Raw genomic sequence first — 15,630 nt, 5'->3', positions numbered from 1 at the left:
TAAAGGGAACCCCCATGACGCTGCCCCCACCCCAACTCGAACACGTTTGCGACTTGGCCGTGACCATTGCCCCGCCCGTTGAAGTCGGCCACACCCCCGCGGGCCTGCGCCGCATGATCCCGATCACCGGTGGCACCGTGACCGGCCCACGGCTGAACGGCAAGGTGCTGGCGGGTGGTGCCGACTTTCAGCTGATTTTGGACGGCGGCACCCAGGCGCACCTGGACGCGCGTTACGTGATGGAGCTGGACGACGGCAGCCGGGTGTTTGTGCAAAACACCGCCTTGCGCGTGGCCTCGCTGGAAAACTCCCAACGCATCATGAACGGCCAGCCGGTCAACCCTGACGAGATTTACTTCCGCTGCCAGCCCAAGCTGGAAGCCACTACGCCCACGTGGGCCTGGCTCAGCGAGAGCCAGTTCATCGGCACTGGGCGGCGTGCGCCCGATGGGGTGTATCTGAGTTTTTACCGGGTGCTTTGAACGGGCCTCAATGGCCAGCAGCGGCGATCAGCAGGTCGTGCTCGTCCGTGGCGTGGGCGATCAGCTGGCTGTAGGCCTCGGTGGCCTGGGCATGGCGCTGAGGGTGTGAATGGCGCAGATAGCGCAGCAGCGCCCCGGCCATCTGCCACAAACCCCGGGCATGCCAATGCACTTCGGCGCCACGTCGCAAAGCCACGTTCAGCAAAAAGCCCGGCTCGCGTGGAAAGGCATGGGGCAAATGCAAAGCAGTGCAGGTGCCGACCATGCCGGCGCCCAGAACAAGGAGGGAAGCAGCCATGCGCGCAGTACAGAAAGGGTGCAAGGGCTGCCGGGCCCCCGTGTTGGGGCGACGTCTTCGCACTGTTTAAACTTCTGCCATGAGCACCACCACTGAAACCTTGCAGCAATCGCTGACCGATTTGTTTGCCCCTTGGGTGCAAGCGCTGAACCTGAAGGTCGAGCGCTTTGACGCCGACAGCGTGACCCTGCGTTTGCCGCAAAGCGAGCAGCTCTCGCGGGTGGGGGGCATGCTGTGCGGCCAGGCCATGATGGCCGCGGCCGACACGGCCATGGTGCTGGCACTCATCAGCCACTTTGGGCAGTTCAGGCCCTGCAGCACTGTGCAGCTGTCCAGCAGTTTCATGAAACCACTGTCTGGGCAGGACGCGCTGGTCACCGCCCGGGTGCTGCGGGCAGGCAAGGCCATGGCTTTTGGCGAGATCGACCTGGCCGGGGCCGACGATGGCAAAAGCGTTTTCCGGGCCAGCACCACTTACGCGCTGATGTGACTTGGGGCAGGACAAAAGCCGTCAGTTTTTGACGGGCGTCTTTTGATTTCGAAAGTCGCTTGGACTTGCACCGGTGTGCTCTTTGAAAACACGACTGAAGTGGGATGGATTGCCAAACCCCCATGACACCGCAATATCGGTGATGGCGCGGGTCTTGGTTGCACTGGCTTGCAGGTCTTTGATACAAGCCTCAAGGCGCATGCGCTGGATGTAAGCCGCCACCGATTCGCCCTCGCCCTCAAAGGCGTTGTACAAATGTCTGCGGCTGCAATTGAGGGCTCGCGCTATGCCGTCCACACTCAGCTCAGGATCTCTGAGGCACTTGTGAACATGGTGTCTGATCCTGTCGCGCAAAGCCTCGCGCTGGGTCATGGCGGTTTCTTGGCCCGCCAATTCGGACAAAGAGAGTTTGACGAGATCAATGATCAAGTCGCCCGCACCTTGCGCGGCGCTGTCACTCATGTAAGGCAGCTCCAGGTAGGTGTTGCGCATCGCCTCCAAGGCCACCCGCGATATGCCCCCCGCACCCAGACGCCGGGCCATCAAACCCTCCAGCCGCAAACCTCTTTGGGCGGCTTGGTCTTTGGGGACCATGACGATCAAGTGCTCAACGCGGCTGGGATTGGCCACTTCATAGGCGGTGGTGGTGTCGTAAATTACCCAGCCACCCACGTCGGCCTTGGCTTCACGCTGCATTTGATGCACTTGCGCTTGGCCATGCCAAGGTGCCACGATTTTCAAATAGGGCACTTCACTGGTTCGGGCCATCTGTGGGGTTCTGACCACCCGGTGCCGAGACGCCTCGAGCTTGGTCAAGATGACCTGGCCCGCACGGGAGGTATGCATGTGGCCATCGAAAACCGTGTCGCCGTAAAGATCGGATTGCAAGCCTCCGAATTGCTGCGTGATCCATTCCGACCACTGGCCCATCCTGTCTTTGACAGGCAGCGCATCGGTGGACAGGGACAGGGTTTCGGACATGGGACTTTTGCTTAAACAACCATTATGGACACGCCCGAAATCCCCCTCAACGGGCAAGACCGAGGGATTACCCGCATGTCCATGGGGGTGTCGGGCTTGAAACAGTGCACAAATTGCACAGCAGGCTGGGCATTTTGCAAGTAAGTTACGGGTTGGTTTTCTTTCACACAACTGGGTCTGCGCAGATCCACCAACAGGAGACAAGACATGACGACACGTCGACAAATGATTCAAGGTGCCGCAGCCTTGGGAGCTGCTTCGCTGGCACCCGCCCTGCGTGCTCAGGTCAAGCCTGTGCGCATCGGTTACGCCATGGCCCGCACCGGCCCATGGACCGGGGGCGCGCAAGTTAGTCAAGAACCCAATTACTTGCTCTGGGCAGAACAGGTCAATGCGGCAGGTGGTTTGGATGTCAAAGGCGTCAAACGCCCAATCGAGCTGATCAGCTCCGATGACCGCAGCGATGTGGAAACCTGTGTCAGAACTTATGAAAAGCTCATGGGCTCCGACAAAGTCGATCTGGTCTTGCCACCTTGGGGCAGCAACGCCAACTTTGCCGTGGCACCCCTGGCCAACCGTTTTGGTTACCCATTTTTGGCGCCCACGGCCTTGAGCCGAAAACTGGTCGAGATGAAGTTGCCTTACTTCTTCTTGCTGCTGCAGCAACCTGCCCCCATGACCAATGCCTTGGTCGAGATGTTCAAGGCCAACGGCGTCAAAACCATTGCCTGCATTTATGTGGACGATCTGTTTGGCCTCGAAAACTACGCCGCCTTGAAAGTGGCGTTGCAAGGCAGCGGCATTCAAATGGTCGAAGAAAAAAGCTACCCCGGTGGCGTGAAAGACTTGTCGCCTGTTTTGCGCTCCATCAAAGACAAGAACCCGGATGCATTCGTGGGCTTCACCTACCCACCCGACACCATCTTGGCCAGCCGCCAGTCCAAAGAAGTGGGCTTCAACCCCAAGTTTTTCTACGCCTCGGTGGGCACGGCCTTCCAGTTGTACCGCAACGTCATGACCCCTGCCGGCGCCGAAGGTGTCATGGGCATGGGCTCTTGGAACGCCAAAACCAGCCCCGGTGCCAAGGCTTACTTTGACGCACACACCAAGAAATTTGCGGGCAAAGAACCCGACCGTTGGGCCAGTGGCCACACATGGGCTGGCTTGGAGATCCTGACGGCAGGCGTCAAGCAAGTGGGCCTCGATAAAAAGGCCTTGCGCGATTACATCGCCAACACCAACCACAAGACCATCATTGGTGACGTCAAATTCACGGGCAGTGAAAACACCGCGACACCTGGCACCGTGAGTCAATGGCAGAACGGCGAGTTTGAAGTGGTCTGGCCACCCAAATTGGCCACCGCCAAGCTCAACACCAACAAACCCACCTGGAAGTAAGCCGTGTCGGTGACCGCCTGGATGGAGCTCATTGCCAGTGGCTTGATCACTGGCGGCATCTACGCGTTGGTCGCGCTGGGGCTGAATTTGCAATACGGCCTCATGCGCATCCTCAACATCGCGCACGGTGAATTTTTGATGGTGGGGGCTTACCTCACCTGGATGGTCCAGACCCAATTCGGTTTATCGCCTCTGCTCATGTTGCCCGTGTCCTTTGGGGTGCTGATGCTGCTGGGCTTGGTGATCCACTGGCTGTGCTTCAGGCGGCTCAATGCGACATCGCCCACCCTGGACATCTTCGAGGCGCGCGGTTTGATGGTCGCCTTTGGCCTGATGTTCCTGATCCAAAACATGGTGTCGGCCATTTGGGGAGGGGAGCTTCGGGGCTATGACTTCATGACCGACCCCGTCGCCATGGGGGGCGCACAGTTCGCGGGCAACAAATTGTTGGTGTTTGCCATGGCCTTGGTGTTCAGCCTGGGCTTGATGATCGTTTTGCGAAAAACCTTGCTGGGCAAAGGCGTCCGGGCGCTCATGCAGTCGCAAGTGGGCGCGCAATTGGTGGGCATCAACACGCGCACCTTGCACCCTTTGATGTTTGGCATCGGCCTGGGCCTGTCCGGATTGGCTGGGTGTTTGCTGTCGATGGCCTACACCATCTCCCCATCGATGGGCGAGCCCTACACCGTGACGGCCTTGATCGTCATCACGCTGGGCGGTTTTGGCAGCATGGGCGGCGCACTGGCAGGTGGGCTCATGTTGGGCGTGATTGAAGCACTGGGCATGCACTTCACCAACCCCTCGCTCAAGGCGCTGCTGTCGTATGTCGTCTTCATTGGCGTGTTGTTGTTCCGTCCAAGAGGGCTTTTTGCAAAATGAACTCCAAGAACTTGTTGTGGCGTGATGTGCTGGTGCTGTTTGGCCTGACCGGCTGGGCATTGGCACTGCCAGGGTATGGCAGCGAATTTGCGATGTCGATGGCGCTGACGTGCCTGATGTACGTGGCCTTGTCGACCAGTTGGGGGTTCTTTTGTGGCGCCTCACGCTATTTGTCTTTGGCCACCTCGGCTTTTTTTGGTCTGGGCGCCTACACCACGGCCATGAACCTGGACAGCTTGCCATGGACCAGCGCCATCGCGCTGGGTTCTGGCGTGGCAGCGGCCGTGGCTGTGGTGATGGGTTTGGGGGTGTTGCACCTTCGGGGGACATATTTTGCTGTGCTGACCTTCGGCATGGCCGAGTTGATTCGCCACGCCATCAGCTATTACGAAAAGTCGGTGCATGGCACCGTGGGCCGGGTGCTGACCACCGTGCCTGACATGAACACCATTTACCACACCGTTTTGTTGCTGGCGGTGATTTCGGTGGGCCTGTCGATCGGTCTGCGCCGCACCCGCTTTGGCTTGGCGCTGCTGGGCATTGGCGGGGACGAGCAACGCGCCCAAACCTTGGGGGTCAACACCCGTTGGATCAAAGTGGCCGGTTTTGCCTTTACCGCAGCGGTGGCGGGGGGCGTAGGTGCCGCAATGGCGGTGCGTTGGACCTACATTGACCCGCACACGGCGTTCAACCCCTTCATCGGATTTCAGACGGTTTTGATTGCCCTGATCGGCGGGGCTATGACCATCTGGGGGCCCTTGATTGCGGCGATTGTTTTCAGCATCTTGGCCGAAACATTGCGCCTGCAAGCACCTCAGATTTACATGATGACACTCGGGTTTTTGTTGATCCTCAGTGTGCTGTATTTGCCCGGCGGTCTGGCTTCCCTGCGCTGGCAAACCTTCAAAGACTGGCGCACAGATACGCGCCAATGGTGGAAAGATCTTCGCTACGATTTGAGCGGGGACAAAGCGCGCGACAAAAAGCGCGCCAAGGAGAGACGCATTGTCGGCGCCTAAAAACATCCTGCTGCGGGCCCAAGACATCACCGTGCGTTTTGGCGGGCTGACCGCTGTGGATGCGGTGAGTGTGGACATACAAGCCGGCGAATTGGTGGGCATCATGGGGCCCAATGGCGCTGGCAAAACCACGTTCTTCAATGCGATTTCGGGGGTCACGCCGCTGACCAGCGGACAGCTGGCCATCGAGGGCAAATCTCTGGCCGGTGCCACTGCGCACAGCTTTGCTGCGCGTGGGCTGGCCAGGACCTTTCAGACACCGCGCGTTTTTGCCGACTTGAGTGTCGGTGAAAACATCCGTTTTGGCTTGCAGTTTGCAGGCCGCAGACCGCGCAAATACATCTTTTGGGGTGAAGAGAAAGGCGTGCCATGGGCACTGCGTGACGTCGGCAGCATTTTGTCGGTGATTGGTCTGTCGCACCTGGCCGATTTGCCGGCTGCCGCCATCACCCCATCGCAGCAGCGCATCTTGGAGATCGGCATGGCCTTGTCGACACGGCCCAAAATTTTGCTGCTCGATGAAGTGGCCGCAGGCTTGACCGAAATTGAAGTGGAAGAGATGGCCAGACTCATTCGCCGACTGCGCGATGAGCTCGATTTGTCGGTCATCTGGATCGAACATGCTGTGAAGATATTGCTCAAGCATGTCGAGCGGGTGATCGTTCTCCACCAGGGCAAAAAAATTGCCGACGCCAAACCCTCGGAAGTGGTGCGGAACAAGGAAGTCATCGAGGCTTATTTGGGTGACGAAATGGTCAACGCTTCGGAGGGATTGACATGATGTGGTATCGCCCTCAACCCTTTGTGTTGGGTGGGTCAGGAAAAGCCCAGCTCAAGGTGCGCGGCTTGTCCGCAGGGTATGGCCCCTTTGAAGTGGTTCGCAATTTGAACTTTGACGTCTTGCCCGGATTGACGGTCATTTTGGGTCCGAATGGCGCAGGCAAAACCACCTTGTTGCGCGCCCTGTCCGGCCAAATACCGCTGCGCGGCGAGGTCTTGTTCAATGGCGATGACTTGCCTGAAAAGGCCCACGAGATCGTTCAAGCCGGCATGGCCTTGGTGCCCGAGGGCCGGCAGCTTTTCCCCCAGATGACCGTTCAAGAAAATCTTGAACTGGGCGGTTGGCTGCAGTCGGCTGCGGACCGTCAGGCCCGCATGCATGCGGTGATGGATGACTTTCCCAAACTGCGCGAACGGTTCAACCAACTGGCCGGCACGATGAGTGGCGGCGAACAGCAAATGGTGGCGATTGCCCGCGCCATGATGTCCGCGCCCAAGCTCTTGATGCTGGACGAACCTTCTTTGGGCTTGGCGCCCCGCATGGTCGATGAGTTGCTGCAAATGACACGGCGCATCGCCGACAGCGGCACCACGGTTTTGATGGTGGAGCAAAACGTCAGAAAAGCACTGGCGGTTGCAGACCGGGGTTACGTCCTCGAGCGCGGCAGTTTGGTCGCGCACGGTTCATCGCAATTGCTGGTGCGCTCCAGTGTCATCCGCGAAGCTTATTTGGGCGCTGCATCGAGCGACACACGCTCTGCATCGCAAGCGCTAGAAAAAACTGTTCGATCCATTTGATTCTTCATTTTCCAGGAGTGCAATCCCATGTCCGATATGTCCATGCTCATCAATGGCCTCAAGGTCACTGCCGAAAACAACGCCACCTTTGAACGGCGCAATCCTCTGGATGGCACAGTGGCCACCCGTGCACCTGCCGCGTCCACAGCCGACGCGATTTTGGCGGTCGAAGCGGCTGCCGAAGCATTCAAGACCTGGAGCGAAACAGGGCCCAACGAAAGAAGAGCCCTGTTGCTCAAAGCCGCCGACAAACTGGAAGCGAAAACACCGGATTTCATCGAAGCGGTTCCCGCCGAAACGGGGGCCACAGGCATGTGGGCAGGCTTCAATGTGTTCTTGGCTGCGGGCATGATCCGCGAAGCCGCATCACTGACCACCCAGGTCTCGGGTGAAGTCATTCCATCGGATGTGCCAGGCAGTTTGGCCATGGGCATTCGTCAACCGGCGGGCGTGGTGCTGGGCATTGCACCCTGGAACGCCCCTGTGATCTTGGGTGTGCGCGCCATCGCCACACCCTTGGCCTGTGGCAACACGGTCATTCTCAAAGGGTCTGAAAACTGCCCCAAAACACACCAACTGATTGTGGAAGCCTTTCAAGAGGCCGGCTTTCCTGCGGGCGTGGTGAACTACATCACCAACGCGCCTGCAGATGCCGGTGCCGTTGTCGAGGCCATGATTTCTCACCCAGCGGTTCGCCGCGTGAATTTCACGGGGTCGACCAAGGTGGGGAAAATCATCGCGCAAACCTGCGCCAAATACCTCAAGCCCGCGATCCTTGAGCTGGGGGGCAAGGCGCCCATGGTGATCCTGGATGACGCCGACATCGACGATGCCGTCAATGGCGCGACCTTTGGCAGTTTTGCCAACAGCGGTCAAATTTGCATGAGCACCGAACGCATCATCGTGGACGAAAAAATCGCCGACGAATTCGTCAAACGCTTTGCCAACAAAGCCCGCAACCTGCCCTTGGGTGACCCACGCAAACCAGAGCCCGTGGTCTTGGGCAGCGTGATTGGCATGGGCACGGTGGAGCATTGCAACGGCTTGATCGACGATGCTTTGGCCAAAGGTGCCAAGCTGGTTTGCGGCGGAAAATCTACCGACACGCTGATGCCCGCGACGCTCCTCGATCATGTGACGCCTGCCATGCGGATTTACCGCGAAGAGAGTTTTGCGCCCGTCAAAGCCATCGTCCGCGTCAAGGGCGTTGACGAAGCCATTGCTTGCGCCAATGACAACGAATACGGTTTGTCCTCATCGGTGTTTGGCAAAGACATTGCGCGTGCGTTCAACGTGGCCCGAAAAATCGACTCCGGCATTTGCCATGTCAACGGCCCCACCGTGCACGATGAAGCACAAATGCCTTTTGGCGGCGTCAAAGGCAGTGGCTACGGCCGCTTTGGAGGCAAAGCGGGCATCAACGAATTCACGGAACTGCGCTGGGTCACGATTCAAACCACCCCCCGCCACTACCCGTTCTGAAGGGTCCGACGCCAGATATCCGGGCAAGGTGCCGCCCTCACGTCCTTGGGTGCGGCACTTAGTCTGGATCAATTGACCCGCTTGGCTTGGCTACAATACGCGCATTCTTGTTTTGGGGTATCTCATGTCTGCTCACAACGACTCTCACACATCCGACGATCCCGTGGAAAACGTGGTCAAGCACATTCCCGTGATCATTCCCGCCGCTGGTGCCGTGCTGATTTTCCTGCTGGCCTTCATCGCTGTGTTCATGGCCTGAGGCTTTTCCGCCCTCGGGTGCGCCACCTTGGCAGCACCCGCCCAACCCGCAACAGCTTGCGCTTTGCGGGTTTTATTTTGTGCGCACGGGCATGATGTGCAGCGCCTCTGGCGCGATCAGCAGCTGAACCCAGGCACCAGCGCCCGCATCCAAACGCCCCAACAGGCGGCTGGTCAGGTTCAGGGTGATGGTTTGGCTGGGCAAGGCTTCGGGTCGGAGCGTGCACAGGCTGATTTCTCCCAAGGACAAAACCTCCAACAACTGGCAGCGCAAGCGGGTGTGGCCGGGCGGCGCAACCCTCATCGCTTCGCCATCGGCCATCACGTCCACCTGTTCCCCGTTCAGCACCCAGGTCACGCGCGTGCCATCGTCGATCTTGTGTTTGTCGAACACCGCCAAGTCCAAGCCGGCGTCTGATGGTGCCGCATGGGTCCAGCGCAAGCGCCCCCAGTCGGCGTGGTCCTTGAAAAAGCGCCCCTCGAAGTGGTTTTGAATGCCCACCAGTTCGGCCACCCGGGCGTTGCGCGGGCTGGCAAACACGCGGGCAGGCTCGCCCGTTTGCAGGGTCTGGCCCGCGTCCATGATCACCACGCGGTCGGCCAAGCGGCGCGCTTCTGCCAAGTCGTGCGTGACCAGCACCATGGGCACCGACACCTTTTGGCGCAAAGCGGCCAACTCGCGGTACAGCGTCTGGCGCGTCGGTGCATCCACCGCAGAAAAGGGCTCGTCCAGCAACAACACCCCGGGCAAGCTGGCTGGGGTTGACGTCAAAGAGGGTGTCGGCATGACGCGCACCAAGGCCCGTGCCAGCGCCACGCGCTGCTGCTGCCCGCCGGACAGTTGCGATGGCCTGCGCTGGCTCAGCAAGGCCAGCCCCAAGCGGGCGAGCAAAGTCTGAACATCCGCGCCCGACCAGCCCGGCCCTGCGGCCAGCGCCACATTGGCCTGCGCCGTCATGTGTGGAAACAAGGCGTAATGCTGGAACACCAGGCCCGCGCGGCGCTCTTGCGGGCTGAGCTGCACACGCGCCGCCGTGTCCAGCCAAGCCTGGCCCGCCACCCGAATGTGGCCCTGCACATCGGCGGGCGTCCACAGCCCCGCGATGGCGCGCAGCATGCTGGTTTTGCCACTGCCTGACGGCCCGACCAAGGCCACCAGTTCGCCAGCGCCGCAGTCGAACTCGGCCTCCAGCCGAATCGGGCTGGCCGAGCGCAGTTGTACTTGCAAGCCGTGCATCAGCGCTCCTGCAGGGCGCGGCCACGCTGGCCCACCCGGTCAAAGGCCAACACCAGCGTCAGCGCCAGCAACGACACGCCCACCAGCGCCAGCGCCATCACATGGGCCGACTGCAAATCCATGCCCTGCACCTTGTCGTAGAGTGACACCGACAGGGTGCGGGTTTCGCCTTCGATGTTGCCGCCCACCATGAGCACCACACCAAATTCGCCCAAGGTGTGCGCCACCGTGAGCGCCATGCCGGCCAGCAAACCGGGCCAGGCCAAGGGCAATTCGATGCGCCAAAAAGTTTGCCAAGTGGACAAGCCCGAAACCCAGGCCGCCTCGCGCAGGCTGTGCGGCACGGCCGCAAACGCCCGCTGGATGGGTTGCACCATGAAGGGCAGGTTGACCAAGACGCTCACCAGCAGCAGGCCTTCGAGGGTGAACACCAGCCGAACGCCTGATGCCGCCAGCCAAGCGCCCAAGGCACTGCCTTGACCAAAGGCGACCAGAAAGTAAAACCCGATCACGGTGGGCGGCAGCAACAAGGGCAGCAGCAGCAAAGCCTCGACCACGGGCCGCCCGGCCCAAGCGGTCACGGCCAGCCAACGGGCCAGGGCCAGCCCCACCGGCAGCAGCGCCAAGGTGGTGAGGGCGGCCAAGGTGAGCGATACGTGAAGGGCGGACCAATCCATGGTGCGGGTTCTGTCGTCGAAAGTGAGGGCCAGGTGTTGGGCTGGATTATTGCGGCAAGGCGTAACCGTGCTGCACAAACACCGCTTGCGCTGGCGGGCTGAGCAAAAACCGGTGCCAATCTGCGGCCGTCACGCTTGCGCCCTTGAGCAGCGCCATGCGCTGGTGCAGGGGGGCGTGCAAGTGGGCGGACAAGGGCAAGACCTGCAAGCTTCGGGCGAAGTCGGGGGCTTGGGCCAGCGCCAGCGCAGTCAGTCCTGCCTGCGCCGCACCGGTGGCCACAAACTGGGTGGCCTGACCAATGTGGTCACCCAGCACTTGGCGATCGGCCGGCAGCGGCCCAACCCCTGCGCGCAGCAAAGCCTCAACGGCCGCCACGCCATACGGGGCCAAAGCCGGGTTGGCGATGGCGAATTTGTCGCCCGGCTTCATGGCGCGCACCACCGCCGCCAAGCCTTGGGCCAGCGGCAGTGCTGAATTTTTGGGCACGATCAGGGCCAAGCGCCCCGTGGCGTAGCGTTGCCCTGCGTCCAGGGTGCGTCCGGTTTTGGCCAACTCGGCCACCCAAGCCTCGTCGGCCGAGATGAATTGCTCGACCGGCAGGCCCTGCAAGATCTGCCGCGCCAGATTGCCCGATGCGCCCAGATTCACATCCACCTGAACTCCAGTTTGTTGCCTGTACTGGCTCGCCAAGTCAGCCAGTACAAACTTCAGATTGCTGGCGGCGGCTATTTTGATGCGCACCGGAGCTTGCGCCTGCGTCTTCCAGGCAGCCGCCAAAGAAAGAGCCCCCACTGCCATCATCCAATGACGCCGACCTGCGCCGAGTGCACCACCCCTCAGGATTCGCATAACGTCATGCATCTTTTGCATAGATATAAAGGGGTTTTCAAGCCAGCTGACAGGCACACAAGCAGCAGTCTCCCTAAAATCGAGACCCGCCAGTTACCACGTGGTTACAGCCGTCCTTTTTGTGCGGCCATGACCCTCAGTATCTCAGCCCTACAGCCGTTTTTTCAAAGTCCCTGCACAGGGACTTTGAAAAAACGATTTTTAAACTTGGAGCCAGTCATGAACTCACCCGTGATGCAGGGCCTGAACCTGAACACCCCTGCGTATGTCAAAAACGCCAAACTGATCGCCTGGGTCGCCGAAATGGCCGCCCTGTGCAAGCCCGCCAACATCTACTGGTGCGATGGCTCCCAAGAAGAATACGACCGCCTGTGCGCCGAGTTGGTGGCCGCGGGCACCTTCAAAAAGCTCAACCCCGCCAAGCGCGCCAGCTCTTACCTGGCCTGGTCTGACCCTTCGGACGTGGCCCGCGTGGAAGACCGCACCTACATCTGCTCGGCCAAAAAGGAAGACGCTGGCCCGACCAACAACTGGATGGAACCCGCGCAAATGCGCGCCACCCTGAACCCGCTGTTTGATGGCTGCATGGCAGGCCGCACGATGTACGTGGTGCCTTTCTCGATGGGCCCGCTGGGCTCGCACATCAGTCACATCGGCATCGAGTTGAGCGACAGCGCTTATGTCGCCGTCAGTCAGAAGGTCATGACCCGCATGGGCAAAGCCGTGTTCGATGTGCTGGGCACCGACGGCGATTTCGTGCCTTGCGTGCACACCGTGGGCGCCCCTTTGGCCGCTGGCCAAAAAGACACCACGTCTTGGCCTTGCAACCCCAGCACCAAATACATCGTGCACTACCCCGAGACCCGCGAAATCTGGTCTTACGGTTCGGGCTATGGCGGCAATGCGCTGCTGGGCAAGAAATGCTTTGCGCTGCGCATCGCCTCCAACATGGGCCGCGAGCAGGGCTGGCTGGCCGAGCACATGCTGATCTTGGGCGTCACCAACCCCGAGGGCAAAAAGTACCACGTCGCAGCGGCTTTCCCCAGCGCCTGCGGCAAAACCAACTTCTCGATGCTGGTGCCACCCAAGGCCTTTGAAGGCTGGAGCGTGACCACCATCGGTGACGACATCGCCTGGGTCAAGCCCCAAGCCGACGGCAAGATGGTCGCCATCAACCCCGAGGCTGGCTACTTTGGCGTGGCCCCCGGCACCAACATGAAGACCAACCCCAACTGCATGCTGAGCCTGCACAAGGATGTGATCTTCACCAACGTGGCCCTGACCGACGACGGCGACGTCTGGTGGGAAGGCATGGAAAAAGACACCGGCAAGCTGCCCGACCATTTGATCGACTGGCAAGGCAAGGACTGGACCCCCCAGATCGCCAAAGAGACCGGCGCCAAGGCCGCCCACCCCAACGCCCGCTTCACCGTGGCCGCGACCAACAACCCCGCGCTCGACCCCGCTTGGGACGACGCTGCGGGCGTGCCGATCGACGCTTTCATGTTCGGCGGCCGCCGCTCAACCACCGTGCCGCTCGTGACCGAAGCGCGCAACTGGCAAGAGGGCGTGTACATGGCCGCGACCATGGGCTCCGAGACCACCGCCGCCGCTTTTGGCGCGCAAGGCGTGGTGCGCCGTGACCCCTTCGCCATGCTGCCGTTTTGCGGCTACAACATGAGCGACTACTTCCAGCACTGGCTCGACACCGGCACCAAGGCCCAAGCGGCTGGCCACAAGTTGCCGGCCATGTACTGCGTGAACTGGTTCCGCAAAGGCGAGGACGGCGCGTTCGTCTGGCCAGGTTATGGCGACAACATGCGCGTGCTCAAGTGGATGATTGACCGCCTCGAAGGCAAGGCCCAAGGCGAAGAAACCATGTTCGGCATCGTGCCCACCTACAGCGAGATCAACTGGAGTGGCATCGCGTTCAGCGCCGAGCAGTTCAAGTCGGTCACCAGCATCGACGCCGCCGCTTGGCAGGCCGAGTTCAAACTGCACGATGAACACTTTGCCCAGCTGAGCTACCACCTGCCCCAAGCGCTGCTGGACACCAAAGCTTCGTTGCAAGCCCGCTTGCCCGCTTGATCAGCTTCTGCGCCCATCGGGGGCGCCGAGTCTTCCAACCGCCCCGGCACAAACCGGGGCGGTTTTTTATTTCAGAGGACTGGCTGCATCACTGTCGGAAATAAAACTCGCCAATGGCCTGGTCATAGAGCGCAGGCGTTTGCTCGTGTCCCACCGAACGGGCCAAACGAACCACCTCATTGCGGACATTGCGCAAGACACGGTCCACCGAAAGACCGGGCTTGATCATTTCTTTGACAAAAATCCGAGTGAAAAGACCATTTTTCTCTTTGTCGTTGTCACCCAATCGGTCAAGTGCCTGCTGGCCGGAGCCCGCTGAGAACATGATCATCTGACCGGTCGCAGCCGAAGTGGGTGCCAAGCCCCGTCCACCGATGGCGCGGCCTTTGCTCTTGAAAGGGTTGTCGCGGCAAGCATCGATCACGGCCAAGGCAAACTTGGTTTTTTTCTCTTCCAAATCGTCAAGCACCTTTTGCAGCAAGATGGCATCGTCTTTGACTTGGTCTTCCTGGTCGCCTTGCACATCGGTGGGCAACAAGTAGTTGGCATTGCCCAGTTGCACGCCATGACCGGCGTAGAAAAAGAGCACCTCGTCGCCGCCACTGAGGTTTTGACGAAAGTCCCGAATGGCCTGCTTGAATTTCTTTTCGTCCAAGTTCAGGTGCTTGAAGACCTTGTAACCGACCGCCTCCAGGGACTTGGCCATGGCATCGGCATCAGCGCCTGCGTTGTTCAACTTGGGCACATGCGTGTAAAGATCGTTGCCAATCACCAAGGCCTTGCGGTTGGCATAGGTCACCGGCTCACGGGGTTGGGCTGGTGGCTCAGGCTTTGCAGCGGCCACCTCCTTGGCTTTTGCTGCAGCAACGGCGGCCGCATTTTCTTGTTGGAGTTTGGCCAGCATCTGGGTCATGGCTTCCAGCTGCTGCGCCATCTTGCGCTTTTCCTCATCCATGGCGCGGCGTTCTTGCTCAAGACGCAGCTGGGCAGAGTTGTCTGCCACAGCAACGGGGGCCTGAGCCGCTGCAGGCAAGGCTGCAGCGGGCTTAGACGGGGGCAAAGGTGCGGGCTTCACCGAATCCAGAGCGGCAACAACCGGAGGGCGTGTCGAGGCGGTAGGCTGGGCTGCAGGTGGCTTGTTGCTTGCAGTTTCCATTTCGCGAAGAATTTCCCGAGTACGTTGATCGCGCTCTTTGTCTATGAGGTCCCAGTCTGTGTTTTCGGTGGCAGGCATGGCTGCTGCCATTTGGGTGTCGGAGACTACCGCTGGATTGGGACTTCCAGTGTTGACCGGATAGGCCAATGCCATGATGGCTTGCGGTTTTTTGTTGAAAAAACTTTGCTGCATGGACTCGATGTAAATCGAGGTCCAGCCCGACAAGATCTGATGCTCAGCCAAAACCTGACCGGCTCTGAAATCGTCCCTGAATTTGCCCGCCGTCATGCCTTTGGGTGGCAAAACAAATGCATCGATGCGCAGGTTCTTTCCATTGAATTGCTGAACGGTCAACTCCACTTGAAAAATGCTGGACCCGGATCTGCCCAGTTTTTCCGGAAGGCCCTGCAGTGCGCCTGACCACCATTTTTTGCCATTTTGATCAGCCCAGTTCAATGTCCTCCAGTTGTCGAAGTTGAATGCAAACATCCTGGAGCATTTATTCAAGGTCTGGCTGCTGGTGGTGCCATGCTCATTGACCATGAATTGAGTTGGCGCAGCTGACAAACAATTCGTATTGCCCCACCGCCCCGTTGTGGTTGTTTGGCGAACGACCAAAAAAGGCACTTTCGCGTCGGCTTGTTGGTTTTTGAGTGTGTAAACCTCCCAATTGGTTCCTGGATAATCCAACGAACTGATGTGGGTCGTTTCCCATGCACCCTCTGGCAAAGCCACACTGGCACCCGACCCCATGGGC

The 15,630-nt window shown here is 59.9% G+C and carries 16 protein-coding genes; 10 read left to right on the top strand and 6 right to left on the bottom strand.

The window, feature by feature from the left end; translation table 11 throughout:
• Nucleotides 1–14 precede the first annotated feature (14 nt).
• Nucleotides 15–482, top strand: coding sequence for a DUF3237 domain-containing protein (locus LHAB_RS04685; protein WP_090044199.1), 468 nt, complete (start codon nt 15–17; stop codon nt 480–482).
• A gap of 7 nt (nt 483–489) precedes the next feature.
• On the opposite strand, the gene LHAB_RS04680 is transcribed toward LHAB_RS04685, so the two are convergent.
• Nucleotides 490–780 carry a hypothetical protein gene (locus LHAB_RS04680; protein ID WP_194943098.1) on the bottom strand — a complete coding sequence of 97 codons (291 nt, stop codon included), beginning with the start codon at nt 778–780 and terminating at the stop codon, nt 490–492.
• A 79-nt stretch (nt 781–859) separates the two neighbouring features.
• On the opposite strand from LHAB_RS04680, the gene LHAB_RS04675 reads away from it, so the two are divergent.
• The gene (locus tag LHAB_RS04675) at nt 860–1,270 is read left to right on the top strand and encodes a PaaI family thioesterase (RefSeq protein WP_090044198.1); all 411 of its coding nucleotides are present in this window, start codon (nt 860–862) and stop codon (nt 1,268–1,270) included.
• A 21-nt stretch (nt 1,271–1,291) separates the two neighbouring features.
• Here LHAB_RS04675 and LHAB_RS04670 read toward each other — a convergent pair whose 3' ends face one another.
• Nucleotides 1,292–2,251: a helix-turn-helix domain-containing protein gene (locus tag LHAB_RS04670; RefSeq protein WP_090044197.1), complete on the bottom strand. Its 960-nt coding sequence runs from the start codon at nt 2,249–2,251 to the stop codon at nt 1,292–1,294.
• Between the two features lie 207 nt (nt 2,252–2,458).
• Between LHAB_RS04670 and LHAB_RS04665 the strand changes: the two genes are divergently transcribed.
• The 7 genes from LHAB_RS04665 to LHAB_RS14815 all read left to right on the top strand — a co-directional run bounded on the left by LHAB_RS04665 (nt 2,459) and on the right by LHAB_RS14815 (nt 8,866).
• Entirely contained in the window at nt 2,459–3,649 is a 1,191-nt protein-coding gene (locus LHAB_RS04665; RefSeq protein WP_090044196.1) for an amino acid ABC transporter substrate-binding protein, read from the top strand.
• Nucleotides 3,650–3,652: 3 nt separating this feature from the next.
• Nucleotides 3,653–4,528, top strand: coding sequence for a branched-chain amino acid ABC transporter permease (locus LHAB_RS04660; RefSeq protein WP_090044195.1), 876 nt, complete (start codon nt 3,653–3,655; stop codon nt 4,526–4,528).
• Entirely contained in the window at nt 4,525–5,547 is a 1,023-nt protein-coding gene (locus tag LHAB_RS04655) for a branched-chain amino acid ABC transporter permease (RefSeq protein ID WP_090044194.1), read from the top strand. The genes LHAB_RS04660 and LHAB_RS04655 overlap by 4 nt, the downstream gene beginning before the upstream one ends.
• On the top strand, nt 5,534–6,328 hold the full coding sequence (locus LHAB_RS04650) for an ABC transporter ATP-binding protein (protein WP_194943097.1): 795 nt from the start codon (nt 5,534–5,536) through the stop codon (nt 6,326–6,328). The genes LHAB_RS04655 and LHAB_RS04650 overlap by 14 nt, the downstream gene beginning before the upstream one ends.
• A complete protein-coding gene (locus LHAB_RS04645; protein ID WP_090044193.1) occupies nt 6,325–7,125 on the top strand; it encodes an ABC transporter ATP-binding protein in 801 nt (266 codons plus the stop codon). Before LHAB_RS04650 ends, LHAB_RS04645 begins: the two co-directional genes overlap by 4 nt.
• Before the next feature lie 27 nt (nt 7,126–7,152).
• Nucleotides 7,153–8,607 (top strand): aldehyde dehydrogenase, encoded by a 1,455-nt coding sequence (locus LHAB_RS04640; RefSeq protein WP_090044192.1) that lies wholly within the window; start codon nt 7,153–7,155, stop codon nt 8,605–8,607.
• Between the two features lie 124 nt (nt 8,608–8,731).
• Nucleotides 8,732–8,866, top strand: coding sequence for a hypothetical protein (locus tag LHAB_RS14815; protein ID WP_255349690.1), 135 nt, complete (start codon nt 8,732–8,734; stop codon nt 8,864–8,866).
• Between the two features lie 72 nt (nt 8,867–8,938).
• On the opposite strand, the gene LHAB_RS04635 is transcribed toward LHAB_RS14815, so the two are convergent.
• From LHAB_RS04635 to modA, 3 genes are read right to left on the bottom strand one after another with little or no spacing between them, the layout of a single operon-like run.
• A complete protein-coding gene (locus LHAB_RS04635; RefSeq protein ID WP_090044191.1) occupies nt 8,939–10,102 on the bottom strand; it encodes an ABC transporter ATP-binding protein in 1,164 nt (387 codons plus the stop codon).
• Nucleotides 10,102–10,779 (bottom strand): molybdate ABC transporter permease subunit, encoded by a 678-nt coding sequence (gene modB, locus LHAB_RS04630; RefSeq protein ID WP_090044190.1) that lies wholly within the window; start codon nt 10,777–10,779, stop codon nt 10,102–10,104. Before modB ends, LHAB_RS04635 begins: the two co-directional genes overlap by 1 nt.
• A 46-nt stretch (nt 10,780–10,825) precedes the next feature.
• Nucleotides 10,826–11,629: a molybdate ABC transporter substrate-binding protein gene (modA, locus tag LHAB_RS04625; RefSeq protein ID WP_228763348.1), complete on the bottom strand. Its 804-nt coding sequence runs from the start codon at nt 11,627–11,629 to the stop codon at nt 10,826–10,828.
• 219 nt (nt 11,630–11,848) lie between these two features.
• On the opposite strand from modA, the gene LHAB_RS04620 reads away from it, so the two are divergent.
• Complete coding sequence (locus tag LHAB_RS04620) at nt 11,849–13,717, top strand: phosphoenolpyruvate carboxykinase (GTP) (protein WP_090044188.1); 1,869 nt, start codon at nt 11,849–11,851, stop codon at nt 13,715–13,717.
• An 88-nt stretch (nt 13,718–13,805) separates the two neighbouring features.
• Here LHAB_RS04620 and LHAB_RS04615 read toward each other — a convergent pair whose 3' ends face one another.
• Complete coding sequence (locus tag LHAB_RS04615; protein WP_194943096.1) at nt 13,806–15,233, bottom strand: caspase family protein; 1,428 nt, start codon at nt 15,231–15,233, stop codon at nt 13,806–13,808.
• Nucleotides 15,234–15,630 lie beyond the last annotated feature (397 nt).

Source organism: Limnohabitans sp. 2KL-27, from assembly GCF_001269345.1.
Lineage (GTDB): Bacteria > Pseudomonadota > Gammaproteobacteria > Burkholderiales > Burkholderiaceae_C > Limnohabitans_A.
Note: the sequence above shows the minus strand (reverse complement) of the source record. Positions and strands in the feature narration are given on the sequence as shown.

What these genes read in the sequence shown, in the direction of transcription:
- LHAB_RS14815 (WP_255349690.1), top strand. Translation starts at nt 8,732, where the DNA reads ATGTCTGCTCACAACGACTCTCACACATCCGACGATCCCGTGGAAAAC.
- LHAB_RS04665 (WP_090044196.1), top strand. Translation starts at nt 2,459, where the DNA reads ATGACGACACGTCGACAAATGATTCAAGGTGCCGCAGCCTTGGGAGCT.
- LHAB_RS04675 (WP_090044198.1), top strand. Translation starts at nt 860, where the DNA reads ATGAGCACCACCACTGAAACCTTGCAGCAATCGCTGACCGATTTGTTT.
- modB (WP_090044190.1), bottom strand. Translation starts at nt 10,779, where the DNA reads ATGGATTGGTCCGCCCTTCACGTATCGCTCACCTTGGCCGCCCTCACC.
- LHAB_RS04620 (WP_090044188.1), top strand. Translation starts at nt 11,849, where the DNA reads ATGAACTCACCCGTGATGCAGGGCCTGAACCTGAACACCCCTGCGTAT.
- LHAB_RS04640 (WP_090044192.1), top strand. Translation starts at nt 7,153, where the DNA reads ATGTCCGATATGTCCATGCTCATCAATGGCCTCAAGGTCACTGCCGAA.
- LHAB_RS04645 (WP_090044193.1), top strand. Translation starts at nt 6,325, where the DNA reads ATGATGTGGTATCGCCCTCAACCCTTTGTGTTGGGTGGGTCAGGAAAA.
- LHAB_RS04670 (WP_090044197.1), bottom strand. Translation starts at nt 2,251, where the DNA reads ATGTCCGAAACCCTGTCCCTGTCCACCGATGCGCTGCCTGTCAAAGAC.
- LHAB_RS04685 (WP_090044199.1), top strand. Translation starts at nt 15, where the DNA reads ATGACGCTGCCCCCACCCCAACTCGAACACGTTTGCGACTTGGCCGTG.
- LHAB_RS04655 (WP_090044194.1), top strand. Translation starts at nt 4,525, where the DNA reads ATGAACTCCAAGAACTTGTTGTGGCGTGATGTGCTGGTGCTGTTTGGC.
- LHAB_RS04680 (WP_194943098.1), bottom strand. Translation starts at nt 780, where the DNA reads ATGGCTGCTTCCCTCCTTGTTCTGGGCGCCGGCATGGTCGGCACCTGC.
- modA (WP_228763348.1), bottom strand. Translation starts at nt 11,629, where the DNA reads ATGCGAATCCTGAGGGGTGGTGCACTCGGCGCAGGTCGGCGTCATTGG.
- LHAB_RS04635 (WP_090044191.1), bottom strand. Translation starts at nt 10,102, where the DNA reads ATGCACGGCTTGCAAGTACAACTGCGCTCGGCCAGCCCGATTCGGCTG.